The following is a 15438-nucleotide window of genomic DNA, read 5'->3' as shown; positions in this document are numbered from 1 at the left end:
TGAAGGCTATTTGTGGGACCCAGAGGAACCACGTGCCGCGATGCGCACCGCGATTGACGTCGCGCGCGCGGCTGGCCGCAAGGTAGCTTTGACACTGTCAGATGCTTTTGTGATTTCGCGCCACGGTTCAGATTTCTTGGCCGAGATGGAAGCTGGACGCATTGACATCTTGTTTTCCAACGAAGTTGAAATCTGCGCACTGAACAACAGCGATGATTTTGAAGCTTCGGTCGCTGCTATCGCTGCCAAAGTCCCGTTGCTTGTATGTACACGCGGCGAACAGGGCGCCATTGCGGTCGAAAATGGTGTACGCACTGAAGTGGGCGCTGAGCCTGTGGCGCAGCTGGTTGATACCACGGGTGCTGGGGATCTGTTCGCAGCTGGTGTGTTTGCGGGTGTTACGCAGGGCCGTCCTATGGCGGAATGCCTTACGATGGGTGCCATATGCGCGGCTGAAATCATTTCGCATTATGGCGCGCGGCCAGAAGCGGACATCGCTGATCTCGTAGCCAAACGGCTGGGTTAATCACGTTTTTTGCGGAACAGGACACGGTCCTCGGGGCCGAAGCCCCAGCGCCAGATGATCCAACCATAAAGGCCAAGGATCGCAGGGGCGCCAACCATCAATTCTACCCATTCGAACCGAGCGGGCAGGCTAACAAAGGCCATGCCAAGCAATGCCCCAGCCGCGACCGCGGCCAACAATGCCCAGCGTAAAACACGGATTCTATGCCCCAACAATTGCGACAAAAACCGCGACTTTACCAATGACCCAATACCAAGCGAGATCATGAGGCCACACGCAACGGCGGCGGCCTGATATAGGCCAACATATTCCGGCTTTACCGGTAAATCCTTGGCCAATTGGATGAGGCCGACGCTCACGAGCGCCTGCACGACCAGCATGCCGATCGAGATCAACAGGTTTCGGTGGCGCGCCATATAGACCAATGCGGACTCGCTCACGACCGCCGTGGCTGCCGCCACCTCAGCAGCGAGCAAAAAGGCAAGCGCCCCAGTGCCGCCAACAAATTCTGGTCCGATCAGACCCATGACCGCCTCACCAGGGATGCCGAGAGCTAAGGCGATTCCCGCCTGCGCGGCGATGATCCAGAAGCCGACTTGGCCGACCTGTTTGGCAATTTCGGTATAATTGCGCGTTTGCAAGTTCCGTGTGATGACAGGGCCCAAGATCGGATCGAAGCTGCTTTTCAGTTTCTGCGGCAAGCTTGCGACCTGTTGCGCAACATAATATATCCCGACCACGGCTGGCGAAGCGAACAGCCCCAATATGGCAAGATCAAGCCGCCGGCTCCCCCATTCGGCTGCGTCTGCTGCTGCTAGCGGCAAATTCCGCTGCGCGATGCCCAGCGAGCGAGTCAGGCTTGGCCGCCAGCCGCGTGGCGCGCCATAGCTGCGCCATAATGGCCAAAGCGCGAAGAACAACGCAGCCACGAGCGACGCAACATACGCTAAGATCAATCCGTCACGCGCCGAGTAAAAATAAAACACGCCCGCAGCGATGCTGATTGTCCATGGCTCAACAACCGCGCGTGCGCGCACGGATGACACAATGTCGAACTTATAGGCAAGCGCCGATAATGCGATGTCGGTGGCCACAATCGCAAAAATTGCCAAGGGCAAGAAACGGTCAAGTCCGGTTATCCCGCTGTTCGGAAACATCAGCTGCGGCAGCGCAATGAAAAAGGCAGCGCCCAATGCCGACGCTGCCATCGCCGCAAGCAAGGCATCTGCGATGATGTGTGTCTGTGGCCGGTCGCCCTTTGACAAAAGCTCTGCCAAGCCGCGGCGTAAGCCAAGGGATGCGAGTTGCGCGGCAAATTCAACGATAAGCAAAGCATAAGCAAAGCGGCCTAGCGCTTCGGGGCCATAAAGCCGTCCCGCTATGAACAGGAAAGGCATCCGCGCTGCCAAGCGCAGCACAAACCCAAAGACATTCGTCCGCCCGCCCTTGGCAAGCGCTTGAATATCGTCTTCGTCGGTTCTGGCTGCGGTCAAGTGGTGCCTCTGTTGGGTAGTTAGCGGATTTGACCCGCCGTTACCAGCTTTCGGACTTGAGTGGACGGGCAAGTAATTCGGCAATAACCGAATCGACCGTGGCCGCGTTCGTCAACAACGCGCAAACGGCTGACACGATTGGCATTTCAACGCCTAAATCCGTTGCCGACTTCAAAAGCACTGGCGCTGTAAACGCGCCTTCGGCGACAGTTTTTCTATCGGCTAGCAAGCTTTCCGATGCTTTCCCTTGCCCAAGTCCACGGCCCAAGGAAAAGTTGCGCGAATTTTCCGAACTGCACGTCAGCACGAGGTCGCCAAGGCCGGATAGGCCAGCGAGCGTCTCCGCTTTTGCCCCGCGTGCCAGGCCATAACGCTGCATTTCGGCAAAGCCGCGTGCGATTAAAGCAGCCCGGGCATTCAGGCCAAGGCCTGCGCCGTCGACGACACCGCACGCAATTGCGAGCACATTTTTAACCGCGCCGCCAATTTCCGCACCCACCACGTCGTCGGACCAATAGGTGCGGAATGACGGTGTCGCAATTGCACGCATAAGGACCGCACCCAGCGCTTGATTTGCCGAAGCGAGGGTAACTGCAGTGGGCTTGCCAGCCGCGACCTCATGCGCAAATGTTGGCCCGGACAGCACCGCCAGCGGGTTGCGTGGCCGGACTTGCGCTGCGATGTCCGACATCAGCATTTGGGTGTCGGCCTCAATCCCCTTTGCACATAGGATAAGCGGCGCTTGTGTGTCGGGAAGGGCCGCCAGCGTTGTGCGCACATGCTGCGCGGGGGTTACGACTAACAGTGCGCCACATTTTTCCATGCGCGTGAGATCGGCCGTTGCCTCGATTCGTGTTGATAATGCTGTACCTGGCAGGAAGATGGCGTTTTCATGCCGCGCGTTCACACTACGCACGACGTCTTCTTCGCGCGCCCAAAGCAGCACATGGTCATGGACTTGCGCCATGACAGTGGCAAGCGCAGTGCCCCATGCGCCGCCGCCAATGATGCCGACCGGATAAATGTCTAAGCTCATGCTTTCACTCCTGCACCGCGTGCCGGCGTGGCATTGGGGTCAAGCGGCCATCGAGGCCGTGCAACAAAGTCCAAACCATCGGTCAGCCCCATCGCAAAACGCTCTGCGCCGGCCCATGCGATCATTACGCCATTATCTGTGCACAACCATAAGGGGGGTGCGACAAAGCGCATACCGCGCTGCGCAGCGAGCTTCTGCAGCATTTCGCGGATCGGCACATTGGCCGCAACGCCGCCTGCGACGACCAACGCTGCGGGCGCGTCAATGCGATCAAGCGTATATGTGATCCGGTCATACAAACAATCGATCACCGCCAATTGGAACGACGCGGCGATGTCCTCAATTTTAAACTGGTCGGTTGCATGTGCACGAAGAACTGCGCTTTTGAGGCCAGCAAAGGAGAAATGCGGTTCATCCGCGCCTTTCAACGGACGGGGCAAGGGCACGTTGCCGGGGTTGCCCATGGCCGCAGCGCGCTCGACCGCTGGTCCACCGGGAAAGCCGAGGCCCAATATCTTTGCTGTCTTGTCAAATGCCTCACCGACGGCATCATCAATAGTGGTCGCCAGCCGGTTGTAATCGCCGACGCCGTTGACCCGAAGCAACTGGCAATGGCCGCCCGACACGAGCAACAGCAGATAGGGAAATTGCAGATCGGCATCAATCAGCCGAGGTGACAAGGCGTGGCCCTCAAGATGGTTGACTGCGATCAACGGTTTACCGGACGCCATGGCGAGTGCCTTTGCCGTGACCAAGCCGACCATCACGCCGCCGATCAGGCCAGGGCCAGCGGTCGCGGCAATTGCATCGACGTCTTTAAGGGTCAGGCCAGCGTCTGCTAAAGCGGTCGCGACCAACGGCGTCATGAGCTCGGCATGCGCGCGGGCGGCAATTTCGGGGACTACGCCACCAAAGGCACGATGATGGTCCTCTTGTCCAGCCAGGGCATGGCTGAGAATCGTCCTGTCGGAACGCACGATTGCTGCTGCGGTTTCGTCGCAGCTGGATTCAAGACCAAGGATGATTGCCATTCCGCTTTCCCATAGGTGGACGTGGCGTTATGAACAAGCCGCATGACAGTTTCTATATTCACAGCCCAACGTCCTTTACGTATCGGAACGCGCCGTTCTCCGTTGGCTTTGGCGCAGGCCGAGATGACGATGGCCGCGCTCAAAGCGGTCCATAATCTGCCCGATGACGCGGTGACGCTCTTTCCAATGTTGGCGACAGGGGATAAAATTCAGGATCGACCACTTGCCGATATTGGCGGGAAAGCCCTTTGGACCAAGGAGTTGGAGCGCGCGCTGATCGACGATCAGATCGATATTGCCGTCCATTCGATGAAGGATGTGGAAACATGGCGTACCGATATTTTCGTGATTTCGGCCATGCTCCCCCGCGCTGATGTTCATGACAGGTTGATTGGGGCGTTGGCGCTTGAGGATCTTAAGCAAGGGGCGCGGGTCGGGACGTCTAGTCCTCGGCGTGCAGCCCAATTACAACGCGCGCGGCCTGATGTGCAGATCGTGCCATTGCGCGGAAATGTTGCGACGCGGCTTGCGCATATTGATGCAGGTGACGCAGATGCCACATTGCTCGCGGCTGCGGGGCTTGACCGTTTGGGCATGGCCGGCGTTGGCGCAAAATTGTCGCTCGACGCGTTTTTGCCAGCAGCGTCGCAGGGCGCAGTCGGCATTGATTGCTTGGCCAGCCGCGAAGACCTGATGCCCGTTATTGCCGCAATCAATGATACCGATACGTTTGTGGCCGTGAACGCCGAGCGCGATTTTCTCGCTGCCGTGGGCGGCAATTGCCATTCGCCAGTTGCCGCATTGGCGCGGATTGAAGGAACGCAGATCAGATTGCGCGCCGAAATTTTCACTGCCGACGGCAGCGAAATGCAGTTTGGCGAATGCCTATATGCGATTGGTAGTGATGGCGCGGCACAGCTTGCACAAGAATTGCTGGGTAAAGCGAGCGCAGATCTGCGGGGGATGTTCGCATCATGAAGTTGTTAATCATCCGGCCGCAACCTGGAGCGGATGCCACTGCACATCGCCTGCGTGCGGCTGGACATGCGGCGTGTCTCATGCCGCTGTTCGTCATTGAACATCTGCCGGTGCAGCGTGTGTTAGCGGAAGGCTATGATGCGATATTGCTGACCAGCGGCAACGCCGTGCGGGCAGCAGGGGAATACCTGACAGGCGATCACAATCTGCCGGTTTATGCGGTGGGCAGTGCTACTGCCAGTGCGTTGCACAAGCTGTCGGTGCCGGTTGCCAAAACGGGTTCGGAGGGCGTGCAAGCGCTGGTAGGGGCGGCTGGCGCGGATGGCCACAAGCGTCTGTTATGGCTCGCGGGCGAGGACTACACTGCCATCCCACAGTTAAACGGGGTCAGTATTGATATCGAAATCGTCTACCGAAGCGCAGCAGTCAGCACGCCAGATGACTTCGCGAGCAAGGTAGCCCAAAGCGACCTAGTCATCCTGCATTCGTCCCGCGCTGCAACGCATTTTGCGGGCCTTTGCGATGCGTTGGAACTGCACCGCGGCGCCATTACGCTCGCGACATTCTCAACTGGGATTGCGCTGTCGGCTGGTGTGGGTTGGGCGTCAATGATCGTTGCAGACACGCCGAATGACGCAGCATTGCTTGATGCAATTAAGAGGCATTTTGAAATGGCGCATTGCGCATCTTAACGGAACGCGGCTATCGAAGGACCAACATGAGCGATTTTCCAATGGTACAATCCGCACAGACTGCTTCGCGCAGCAAGATGAAATTCAAGTACATCATGCTCCTTCTTCTGTTCGCCTTTGCGAGTGGCGCCATTGCGACATGGTGGCTTGCTGATTCTTTTGGCATATTGACGGCGCCCGGCGCGACCGATGCAGTGGAGGCAGACGGCAACAATAGCCCACCATCGGCAGCGAATGTGGCGCCTGTGTCCCCTTCGGCTGCAGGCATGACTGCACAGGTTGAGGGTCAGGTCGTGCCGGTTTATGTGACGGGTTCCGTCATCTCGAGTGACGCGCTGCGGGGTGAAGGGCTGTTGCTGACCTATGCCGTGCGCCGAACGCTCGATAATGGCGCGCCTTTGGGATATTTGGCTGAACAACTTCGGCTGCGTTTTGGCGCAACTCAGCCACAAGCCGTTCGAGCTGTTATTTCAGCAGCGAAGGCCCCCGTCACGATCGCAAATTTACAAACTGAGTTAGGCGGTCTTGCGCCCGAGTTGATAAGCGGTAAGCGCGAGGATGGTGTCTGGGCGATGATGACGCACGAGCTATCCCAGCTTTTTGTTCTGCGTCGCGATGGCGTTGCTGCGCTGGCGCCGGAGCAGCGGTTGGTTCGGGCACAGGCACTTGTCGAAGGTGGCAAAATGGCCGCCGCCATGCAGGAAGTTGCGGCCATGCCTGGCGCACCTGCCGCGCAGTCCTGGATGGTCCGGGCAAAACGCTACACCGATGCGCGCAAGGCGCTCGACCGGCTGGAGCAAATGGCATTGATCCGTCCGGTGGTCGTGCCCATGGCCGTACCAACGGCAACCGAGGCACCTACGCCCAAGGCGTCGCAAGGCCCGCTCTGAACGTTTCTAAAGCTTGGTCCCAGTCAGCAGCGGGTGGCCCGCGATCGCCCTTGAACTTTATCTTATCTTGCGCCTGACCGGGACCGGAATGTTGCAAATGTCCGCGCCGCCCGCCGGCACATTGAAAAACGGATCGCGCCGATTGGCGCGCGCGTCGGCATAAGCCGCAAAGCTGTCGCTGTCGGTGGAGAGATATTCAAAGGCGGGCACGTCCTTTGTCTCATTGCCTAGCCGCACCGAAAGAATCGGCACGCGCTCTTCCTCTTTTTCGTAAAAGCCCAGCGCGCCAGTGCCGTGCGGCAGGCCGGACATATGCTCAATGCCTTCGATGACGCGTCCCACAAGCGCGATGTTCCGATCAAGGTGGCGGGGCGCATGGCCAATGACGGGGTAAAGTTCAGCTCCGCTGCCGGTGTCTGGTGAGAGGTTTCGGCCAACGCCGACCATGCCGTAGCAATGGGTTGGCCACTTATACTTCTTCATGTCCAATGCGATGGGCCATCCTTCAATCATCATATTAGCCTCGGCGTATTGATCAGTGCGGAACGTTTTGCGGAAAGCTCTTGAAAGTTCGGACTGCGCCTTTGGAAGGTGTTTAAGCGTTTCTGGAAACTTCCTTCCGAATTCCGGAAATTCTGCGTGGAACGACGCAAGGGCATTGTCCATCCAATCAGTTCCACCTCTTATTTCGGAAACGGCAACGTATTCACTTTCCGGCACCACGGCCAAGCCCTCAGGCAAAGCCTTCTTCTCGGTCGCATCGCCCCATTGGACGACATAATTATCCTGCACGCGGTTTATGCTGGTGCCATCCCACCACTTGGCGGTTGCAAGTTTGCGGATATTGCCGATCCAGCCTTGGCTGAAGGGTTCAGGGATTAGCTGAATGACTAAGCGGCGCGGCTTGCCCTTCGAATCGGGCGCAAGGTCCATGACCATCATGTCGGATGGCGCAATGGCCACCCACTCTCCAGCCTTTGCTGATGCGACGATTTCGGACGGCGCAGGATAGGTTTTGGCCTCTTGCGCTGCAACGGGGAATGCGGCGCTCATCGCGGCGCTGGCGAACAGGGACAGATTTCTTTTCATCGATAGGGTTATGGCAAATCACTGTGCCTTGCGAAAGCGCAAAGGAGCGGCTAGGGGCGTGCGTCCCCAAGGGGAATGCGGAGACGTGGCCGAGTGGTCGAAGGCGCACGCCTGGAAAGTGTGTATAGGGGTGACTCTATCGTGGGTTCGAATCCCACCGTCTCCGCCACGCACCCAATTATATCAAAGACTTGTGTGGAAAGTTTTGGTCTACCCACCTTTCTACCCACCTTTTCGCGAGAGCTAGTCACCGACTGCCTCGCACCAAATAAGTACCCCCCACCCCTTCAAAAAACCTAGCCAACGAGACCCCACCGGGGTGGCACCCCCCTATTCTCAGTTATGGGACCCACAGTCCCTTCTTACATACTATTCTGCGCATCCAATTCGCCGCCCTCAATCATTGCCGCTGCGTTCAATAGGCTACGCGCAAGAATGTCCACGCCGCCGATATGGCCATTGTTCGGTTGTCTTTGTGGAAGGAAGGTAGGTCAGTTTCTAATCGTCGGTGACGGAAAATGGGGGGGACAAACACTTTACCACGCAGCAATACTTCATCTTCGAAAATCTGTTGCGTCATCTTGTTCTTTAGCGGAGCCCAGTTCTGTTTTGTTACCATCCTCGCATCTCGCTGCTATGTGAAATCGCTTAACAGTAAAAATCGAAGATGATAGCGTTACCATTCGAGTCGGAGTAGAGAGGTTTTCGAATGATAACGAAGCGACGCCGTCTGGCGATCTGTGCTGCAATTTGTTTTTCCGCATCAGCACCATCCGCGATCGCAAAGCCCGCACTGCACAGCATTTTCACAGATCATGCGGTTTTACAAAGGGACCAGAAGATTGAAATATGGGGCACCGCAGCTCCATCCGAAACCGTGATTGTCACCATTGGAGAGAATTCGGTCCGAACCACAGCAGGTGCCAAAGGCGAATGGCGGGTACCATTGTCGCCGATGAAAGCCGGTGGGCCCTATGCCCTTATCGTCAGCAATGACGGAGGGGCATCGCAACAGCTGAACGATATCTATTTCGGAGACGTTTTTCTGTGTTCGGGTCAGTCGAATATGGAAATGCAAGTGAAGGCATCCATGAATGCCGAAACGGAAACTCTGCGTGCGGATTATCCGCAAATCCGGGCTTATACTGTGGCTAGGGCGAGTTCGCCCGCGCCTGTAAGCGACCTGCCACAAGGCGGATCATGGAAGGTGGCCAATCCGGAAAATGCCGGCGACTTTTCGGCCGCATGCTATTATTTTGCCCGCGATTTGCAGCCGCATGTCGGCGTTCCCATTGGTCTCATCAGCGCGTCTTGGGGTGGCTCCGCGATTGAATCCTGGATCAGTATGGATGGCTTGGCAGCGCTCGGTAAGGATGCCGAGCTTGCGATGTTACGCACCTATGCGAAGGATGAGAAGCTTGCTCAATATAACTTCGGGAAAAGCTGGGAAACATGGTGGAAAGGCAGCTTTCCGCAAGAAGCCGGACCATGGGCCGCAAAAGATCGGTCAGGATGGGCTGCCGTTCCTTTACCGATGCGTGATTGGAAAAAATGGGGGGACAGCGATCTTGCGCAGCATAACGGGATGCTCTGGTATAGCAAATCCTTCACGCTGACGCCGGATCAAGCGAAGTCCGGGACCATCCTGCATCTCGGGCAGATCGATGAAATCGACATGACTTGGGTTAACGGCAAGCCGCTGGCACAGAGCTTTGGCTGGGGAACCAGCCGGGACTACGCCATTCCGGCCGAAAGGCTGAAAGCAGGCCAAAACGAAATCATGATTAACATCTACAGCGGCTGGGACATGGGTGGCATGTTCGGGCCAGCCAACGCCATTCGTTTGGAAATGAAGGATGGTCAGTCAGTTGCGCTTGGTAATGGCTGGATGTTCAAAAAGACTCCAAACGGCGCTGACGAACCGCCGCGGGCCCCTTGGTTGGCAATTGGCGGGCTGACCAATATCGGTAACGCGATGATTGCTCCGCTCGCGCCTTATGGCTTGCGTGGTGCGCTCTGGTATCAGGGCGAGTCGAACGCTGGCGATGCCAAAGCCTATCGATCGTTTTTGACTGCGCTGATGGGTGACTGGCGCGAGAAGTTTAAAAACCCTGAACTGCCCTTTCTGGTGGTGCAACTCCCCAATTTTGGTCAGCCGGTGACTAAGCCGGTAAACTCCGGCTGGTCCGACCTCCGGGAGGCGCAGCGACTGGCGGTGCTTGGTGACAAGGCTGCAGGTCTGGCGGTGACCATCGATGCGGGTGAGAATGATGATATCCATCCGCCGAACAAACAGATTATTGGGCTGCGGCTTGCGCGGCTTGCACGTAATTTGGTCTACAAACAGAATGTGACCCCTAATGGACCCATAATCATATCCGCCACTCGGTCTAATCGCGGAATTGTCATGAGATTTGGTGGTATAGACGGCCGATTGATTGCGCGAAGCGGAACGTCACCCATTGCATTTGAGACGTGCGCCTCGGATCAATCTTCATGTCGTTTTGTCGATACCGTTATTGAGGGCGACACCATAATCCTTCGCCCCGCCGATGCCGATGCCTCTGCTGTTCGGCGTGTGCGCTATTGCTGGGGAGATGCGCCGGTGTGCAATCTCTACGATGCCGCAGGACTTCCCGCAGGACCTTTCGACGTGGACATCCAATGATCATATGACATTTAGCACTGCCTTTGCTTAGCCCCCGGTAGCCTGCGCTCAGCACCTTTAGACTATGTTAGCTCACCGGGGACATGATGGGGGCGATGCAAATGAATGGGCTAAGGCCAAGGCTGACAATATTGGATTTTCGTCATGAAACAGCGGACAACGAAAGTCGAACCATACAGTATTCGCACCTGAGGATTTGCCCCCAGTGTCGTGATTCCAGGGATAATTGTAACGCACACGGAATTGCACGCTCGTAACTGGGGCCTGTCAGATGTAGCGGCTTACGATATTCTCGACATATTCCTGACGTCCCGAGCGCGGCTTGGGGTTGATTTTGTCACCAACCGCCGCGTCGGAGATGGCTTCAAGGTTCGAACTGGGCAAGAGCAAGGTCTTGCCAGCGTCGCTGTTCCAGCCAGCATACCTATCCGATACGAGCGCATCCAATTCGCCACCCTCAATCATTGCCGCTGCATTCAATAGGCTGCGCGCAAGAATGTCCACGGCGCCGATATGGCCGTGGAACAGATCTGCCGCATCGATGCTCTGACGGCGCACCTTCGCGTCGAAATTGTTGCCGCCATTATGGAAGCCACCGTTTTTGAGGATGTAATACATCGCCGTGGTAATCTCACGGATATCATTTGGAAACTGATCGGTATCCCAACCATTTTGAGGGTCACCGCGGTTCATGTCGATCGACCCGAAAACTCCGAGATTAATAGCGCTGGCGATTTCGTGTTCGAAGCTGTGCCCGGAAAGTGTCGCGTGGTTAGCCTCGATATTCATTTTGACTTCCTTTTCCAGCCCGTTGGCGAGAAGAAAGCCGTAGATGGTCTCGACATCAAAATCATATTGATGCTTTGTCGGCTCATGCGGCTTCGGCTCGATGAGGATATCGCCTTTGAATCCGATTTTGTGCTTGTGTTCCACCACCATTTGAAGGAACCGCCCAAATTGTACCTTTTCCTGTTTAAGGTCGGTATTGAGCAGACAGTCATAGCCTTCGCGTCCGCCCCACAGAACATAGTTCGCGCCGCCCAGACGATGCGTCGCCTCAATACAGTGACGCACCTGAGTTGCCGCAAAGCGGAATACATCTGGGTCGGGATTGGTCGATGCGCCCCCCATGTAGCGCGGGTGGCTGAACATGTTGGCGGTACCCCAAAGCAATTTCACTCCGGTTGCCGCCATTTTGGCTTCGATTTTGTCGACGATGATTGCAAAGTTCTTCACGTACTCATCAATGGTGTCGGCATTTGCCATGACGTCGACATCATGGAAGCAGAAATAAGGCAGGCCAAGACGCGTGAAGAACTCGAATGCCTCGTCCAGCTTATGATCCGCACGTGCCTGATCGATGGGGCCACCATGCCACGGCCGATTAAACGTGCCTGCGCCAAAGACGTCAAAGCCGTCCCAGCAGAATGTGTGCCAATAGCAAACAGCCATGCGCAGATGCTCGGCCATCGACTTTCCCATGACCACTCGGTTCTTGTCATAATAGCGATAGGCGAGCGGGTTGGTGGAATCGGTTCCTTCGAACTTGATGGGTTCGATGTCGGCAAAATAGCTGGCGGACATGATTTGTTCCTCTAAAATGATGCTTTGAGATTCTGGTAGAGCGAACGGAATTTCGGCATCCGTTCTGCGTAAAGATCTACCAGCCGGTGATCCGGAACTTCGACGTGAAGAATGGCGGGTGCGGTGCATATTTCCTCAATAGCGGCTCCAGTGTGAGCCAGTTGCCCCAGCCGCGCCGCGCCATAAGCCGGGCCGACTTCACCGCCGTCGCGATAAACAAGCGGTCTGCCAAGGACCGACGCCAAAGTTTTGCCCCAATAATGGGACTTTGCGCCACCGCCGATCACGGTGATGCTGTCGACATACGCGCCGCGGTTGGTCAAAGCGTCCATGCCGTCGCGCAAGGCAAACGCGACGCCTTCGAGCACAGACTGCCCGATGGTAGCCGCGTCGCTTTCATGGCTAAGGCCGAAAAGCACGCCCTTCGCATTGGGGTCGTTGTGCGGCGTGCGTTCACCTGAAAGGTAAGGAAGGAACATTTCGGTTGAAGCAGGTGCGCCGCGCGCCTCGATAGCTGCAAACATGGCGGTGGCATCAACCATCCCACACAAGTTGGCCGCCCAATCGACGCAGCTAGCCGCGCTTAGAATTACCGACATCTGGTGCCAGCGGCTTGGAAGTGCGTGGCAGAAGCTATGCACACCGGCTGCCGGAATTGGGCTGTAGCTGCCATTGGCAAGAAACAGTACGCCTGATGTTCCAAGCGACAGGAAAGCATCACCCGGACGGACGACGCCGACACCTACCGCGCCCGCTGCATTGTCGCCTCCACCTGCCGCCACCGGCACGCGGCCCATGCCCCATGCCTCGGCCACTTCGGCGCGAAGTTCCCCTGTAAACTCGTTGCCCTCAAACAACTTTGGCATGTGCACGCGGTTAAGCCCAGTTGCTGCCAGCATGACATCGGACCAGTCACGGTTGCCGACATCCATCCATAATGTGCCTGCACTATCCGACATGTCGGATGCCAGGTCACCCGTCATGTGCAGCCGGACATAATCCTTGGGTAACAGCACAGATTTGACCTGCTCGAAGATAACAGGCTCGTTCTCACGCACCCATTGTAGCTTTGGCGCTGTAAAGCCTGGCATGGCGCGGTTGCCGGTGATTTGGCCAAGATCGGGAATACTTGCCTCAAGCGCTGCACATTGTCCGTTGCTACGGCCGTCGTTCCACAGGATGGCGGGACGGAGCGCGCGGTTGTCGCTGCCGAGTAGGGTAGCTCCGTGCATTTGCCCCGACAGGCCAATTGCTTTTACAGCTTGGCGGCGCTGCAAATCGAGATCGCTGACCGCGTTATTGGCTGCCGCCCACCAGTCGGTTGGATCCTGTTCTGACCAGAGCGGATATGGGCGTGAAACCGACAGAGGGGAACTGGCACGTTCAACCACGGCACCACGCTCGTCCATGAGAATCGCCTTCACCGACGACGTCCCGATGTCGATCCCCAGATACATACACTCAAACCCTCGCCACCTGATGCATTTATCAATATCAGCAACTAAACGGTAGCGCTAACATTTTTCTGATATTTGGATCATAACATTGAATAAGTTGAGTTATCTTTAAAAACCCTTCTCACCGCTTTTTCGTTTGCGTTGTTATAGTGTAACTAGCATCCGTCACTTAGCCCCTCAGCGTTGACAGATGGGCAGTTTAACTGCAAACCGCTGACGATAGCGCTACCATCAGCGCAACATAAATGGGTTGCTGGACATCTATTCCGGCGCATGAGGAGGGAAATTTCATGACTGAGAAATCGGGAGAGCAGCTCAATATGCCGCTCATTGCCGCCATTGTGGGCGTTGCCACGATTGGCGGTTTCATGTTCGGGTATGATTCGGGCGCAATCAATGGAACGCAGGAAGGGCTAAAAACGACCTTTGGTTTGAGCGAAGGTGCGCTTGGCCTGACGGTCAGCGCGTTGCTGCCGGGCTGTGCCGTTGGCGCCTTCATGGCGGGGCGGCTTGCGGATAACATTGGCCGCAAAAAGGTCATGATGATCGCTGCGATCCTGTTCATCATCAGCGCCTTTGCATCGGGCGCGGCTAGTTCAGCGCTTATTCTTGCCGTTGCGCGTTTCTTTGCCGGGGCTGCCGTGGGCGCGGCCAGCGTATTGTCTCCGGCCTATATCAGCGAAGTGACGCCAGCAAATATTCGGGGACGACTGTCGAGTGTTCAACAGGTGATGATTATTGCCGGTCTGACAGGGGCCTTCCTAGCCAATTATTTTCTCGCACAATCAGCAGGGTCATCGCTTGGTGAGTTCTGGCTGGGCTATCCGGCATGGCGCTGGATGTTCTGGGTGCAGGCGGTTCCAGCCGTACTGTTTCTTGTCACGTTGCTTGTCATCCCGGAAAGCCCTCGCTTTCTAGTCGCGAAGGGCCGCCTTGCAGAGGCCGAACAAGTTATGACACGGCTGTTCGGGGCCGCCGTTGCAAAGACTAAGGTGCAGGAAATCAAAGCGTCGCTTGCGGGTGACCACGAACCCAAATTGTCCGATCTCAACGATCCTAAAACTGGTAAATGGAGGAAGATCGTCTGGGTTGGGATCGGCCTTGCCGTGTTCCAGCAACTTGTAGGCATCAACGTAGTGTTCTATTACGGAGCAGTGCTCTGGCAGGCGGTCGGCTTCAGTGAAGCAGACTCGCTCAAAATCAATATCCTCAGCGGAATGTTGTCAATTGCTGCGTGCTTGGTGTCGATTGGCCTTATCGACAAGATCGGACGTAAGCCTCTGTTGCTGATCGGTTCGATCGGCATGGCGGTGACCCTCGGGATATTGACCATCTGCTTCGCGAGCGGAACATTTGTCGATGGCCAGTTGGTTTTGCCCGGCGGTGTGGGAACGGTCGCTTTGATCGCTGCCAATGTCTATGTGAGCTTCTTCAACTTCAGTTGGGGGCCAGTGATGTGGGTGATGCTGGGAGAAATGTTCCCCAACCAGATACGTGGTTCAGGCTTAGCGGTAGCAGGGGCTGCGCAATGGACAGCGAACTTTGCGATTTCCATGAGCTTCCCGTGGCTCGCGGCGAATATCGGACTGCCGATCACTTATGGCTTTTATGCGGCGTTCGCTTTCATCTCGATAATGTTCGTGCTGAAATATGTTCATGAAACCAAAGGCACCGAGCTGGAAGATATGGTCGGCTGAACTGCCATCAAACTAACTTTGAAAGAGGCCGTTTTACGGCCTCTTTTTTTGCGGCACAGTGCCCGTTTATGAAATTGCGGCGTTATTCGCATTCGGTTGCGGCCGAAGCGCCTCGCGCACATGTGATCCTATCACTTTTTCAAGGTACGCATGATAGCTGCAAGTTCCTTTTGGTTTCGATCGAAGATGGCACCAGAACGGTTCACCTTGCTCTGCGGTCTAGCAGACGTTCGGAAAAATGCCTGAAATCTATCGCCAATGACGTGCAGCAGCGGCTAGCGGACATCGGCGTGAAGG

General features: G+C 56.4%; 13 protein-coding genes and 1 tRNA gene. 7 read left to right on the top strand and 7 right to left on the bottom strand.

Annotation, left to right across the window (positions count from 1 at the left end; translation table 11 throughout):
- Window positions 1-526 (top strand): adenosine kinase (locus tag ACIQ2T_RS01545; RefSeq protein ID WP_397589285.1); only part of this gene is annotated, 526 nt, incomplete at its 5' end.
- Here ACIQ2T_RS01545 and ACIQ2T_RS01540 read toward each other — a convergent pair.
- Genes ACIQ2T_RS01540 through tsaD form a run of 3 tightly spaced genes read right to left on the bottom strand, consistent with a single transcriptional unit; the run spans window position 523 to window position 4086 of the window.
- Complete coding sequence (locus tag ACIQ2T_RS01540) at window positions 523-2019, bottom strand: lipopolysaccharide biosynthesis protein (protein WP_397589284.1); 1497 nt, start codon at window positions 2017-2019, stop codon at window positions 523-525. The genes ACIQ2T_RS01545 and ACIQ2T_RS01540 overlap by 4 nt on opposite strands.
- Window positions 2020-2059: 40 nt before the next feature.
- Window positions 2060-3055 carry an NAD(P)H-dependent glycerol-3-phosphate dehydrogenase gene (locus ACIQ2T_RS01535; protein ID WP_397589283.1) on the bottom strand — a complete coding sequence of 332 codons (996 nt, stop codon included), beginning with the start codon at window positions 3053-3055 and terminating at the stop codon, window positions 2060-2062.
- Window positions 3052-4086, bottom strand: a complete 1035-nt coding sequence (gene tsaD, locus ACIQ2T_RS01530; RefSeq protein WP_300037075.1) for a tRNA (adenosine(37)-N6)-threonylcarbamoyltransferase complex transferase subunit TsaD — start codon at window positions 4084-4086, stop codon at window positions 3052-3054. The genes ACIQ2T_RS01535 and tsaD overlap by 4 nt, the downstream gene beginning before the upstream one ends.
- A gap of 42 nt (window positions 4087-4128) precedes the next feature.
- Between tsaD and hemC the strand changes: the two genes are divergently transcribed.
- Genes hemC through ACIQ2T_RS01515 form a run of 3 tightly spaced genes read left to right on the top strand, consistent with a single transcriptional unit; the run spans window position 4129 to window position 6646 of the window.
- On the top strand, window positions 4129-5064 hold the full coding sequence (hemC, locus tag ACIQ2T_RS01525; protein WP_397589282.1) for a hydroxymethylbilane synthase: 936 nt from the start codon (window positions 4129-4131) through the stop codon (window positions 5062-5064).
- Window positions 5061-5756 carry a uroporphyrinogen-III synthase gene (locus tag ACIQ2T_RS01520; RefSeq protein ID WP_397589281.1) on the top strand — a complete coding sequence of 232 codons (696 nt, stop codon included), beginning with the start codon at window positions 5061-5063 and terminating at the stop codon, window positions 5754-5756. The genes hemC and ACIQ2T_RS01520 overlap by 4 nt, the downstream gene beginning before the upstream one ends.
- Window positions 5757-5782: 26 nt before the next feature.
- On the top strand, window positions 5783-6646 hold the full coding sequence (locus ACIQ2T_RS01515) for a hypothetical protein (RefSeq protein ID WP_397589280.1): 864 nt from the start codon (window positions 5783-5785) through the stop codon (window positions 6644-6646).
- 57 nt (window positions 6647-6703) lie between these two features.
- Here ACIQ2T_RS01515 and ACIQ2T_RS01510 read toward each other — a convergent pair whose 3' ends face one another.
- A complete protein-coding gene (locus tag ACIQ2T_RS01510) occupies window positions 6704-7735 on the bottom strand; it encodes a peptidylprolyl isomerase (protein WP_397589279.1) in 1032 nt (343 codons plus the stop codon).
- A gap of 79 nt (window positions 7736-7814) precedes the next feature.
- Here ACIQ2T_RS01510 and ACIQ2T_RS01505 point away from each other — a divergent pair.
- Window positions 7815-7904 (top strand) — tRNA-Ser (locus tag ACIQ2T_RS01505).
- A gap of 246 nt (window positions 7905-8150) precedes the next feature.
- On the opposite strand, the gene ACIQ2T_RS01500 is transcribed toward ACIQ2T_RS01505, so the two are convergent.
- A complete protein-coding gene (locus ACIQ2T_RS01500; RefSeq protein ID WP_397589278.1) occupies window positions 8151-8315 on the bottom strand; it encodes a hypothetical protein in 165 nt (54 codons plus the stop codon).
- A gap of 129 nt (window positions 8316-8444) precedes the next feature.
- Here ACIQ2T_RS01500 and ACIQ2T_RS01495 point away from each other — a divergent pair, with 129 nt between their 5' ends.
- Window positions 8445-10403: a sialate O-acetylesterase gene (locus ACIQ2T_RS01495; protein ID WP_397589277.1), complete on the top strand. Its 1959-nt coding sequence runs from the start codon at window positions 8445-8447 to the stop codon at window positions 10401-10403.
- A 267-nt stretch (window positions 10404-10670) separates the two neighbouring features.
- Here ACIQ2T_RS01495 and xylA read toward each other — a convergent pair whose 3' ends face one another.
- Both xylA and xylB read right to left on the bottom strand, forming a co-directional pair.
- Window positions 10671-11987, bottom strand: a complete 1317-nt coding sequence (gene xylA, locus ACIQ2T_RS01490; RefSeq protein ID WP_397589276.1) for a xylose isomerase — start codon at window positions 11985-11987, stop codon at window positions 10671-10673.
- An 11-nt stretch (window positions 11988-11998) separates the two neighbouring features.
- Window positions 11999-13444, bottom strand: a complete 1446-nt coding sequence (gene xylB / locus ACIQ2T_RS01485; protein ID WP_397589275.1) for a xylulokinase — start codon at window positions 13442-13444, stop codon at window positions 11999-12001.
- Window positions 13445-13734: 290 nt separating this feature from the next.
- Between xylB and ACIQ2T_RS01480 the strand changes: the two genes are divergently transcribed.
- Window positions 13735-15141, top strand: a complete 1407-nt coding sequence (locus ACIQ2T_RS01480; protein WP_397589274.1) for a sugar porter family MFS transporter — start codon at window positions 13735-13737, stop codon at window positions 15139-15141.
- Window positions 15142-15438: the final 297 nt, after the last annotated feature.

Source organism: Sphingorhabdus sp. (assembly GCF_044357595.1).
Classification (GTDB): domain Bacteria; phylum Pseudomonadota; class Alphaproteobacteria; order Sphingomonadales; family Sphingomonadaceae; genus Sphingorhabdus_B.
The sequence above is the reverse complement of the archived record's forward strand: the minus strand, read 5'-3'. Positions and strand labels throughout refer to the sequence as shown.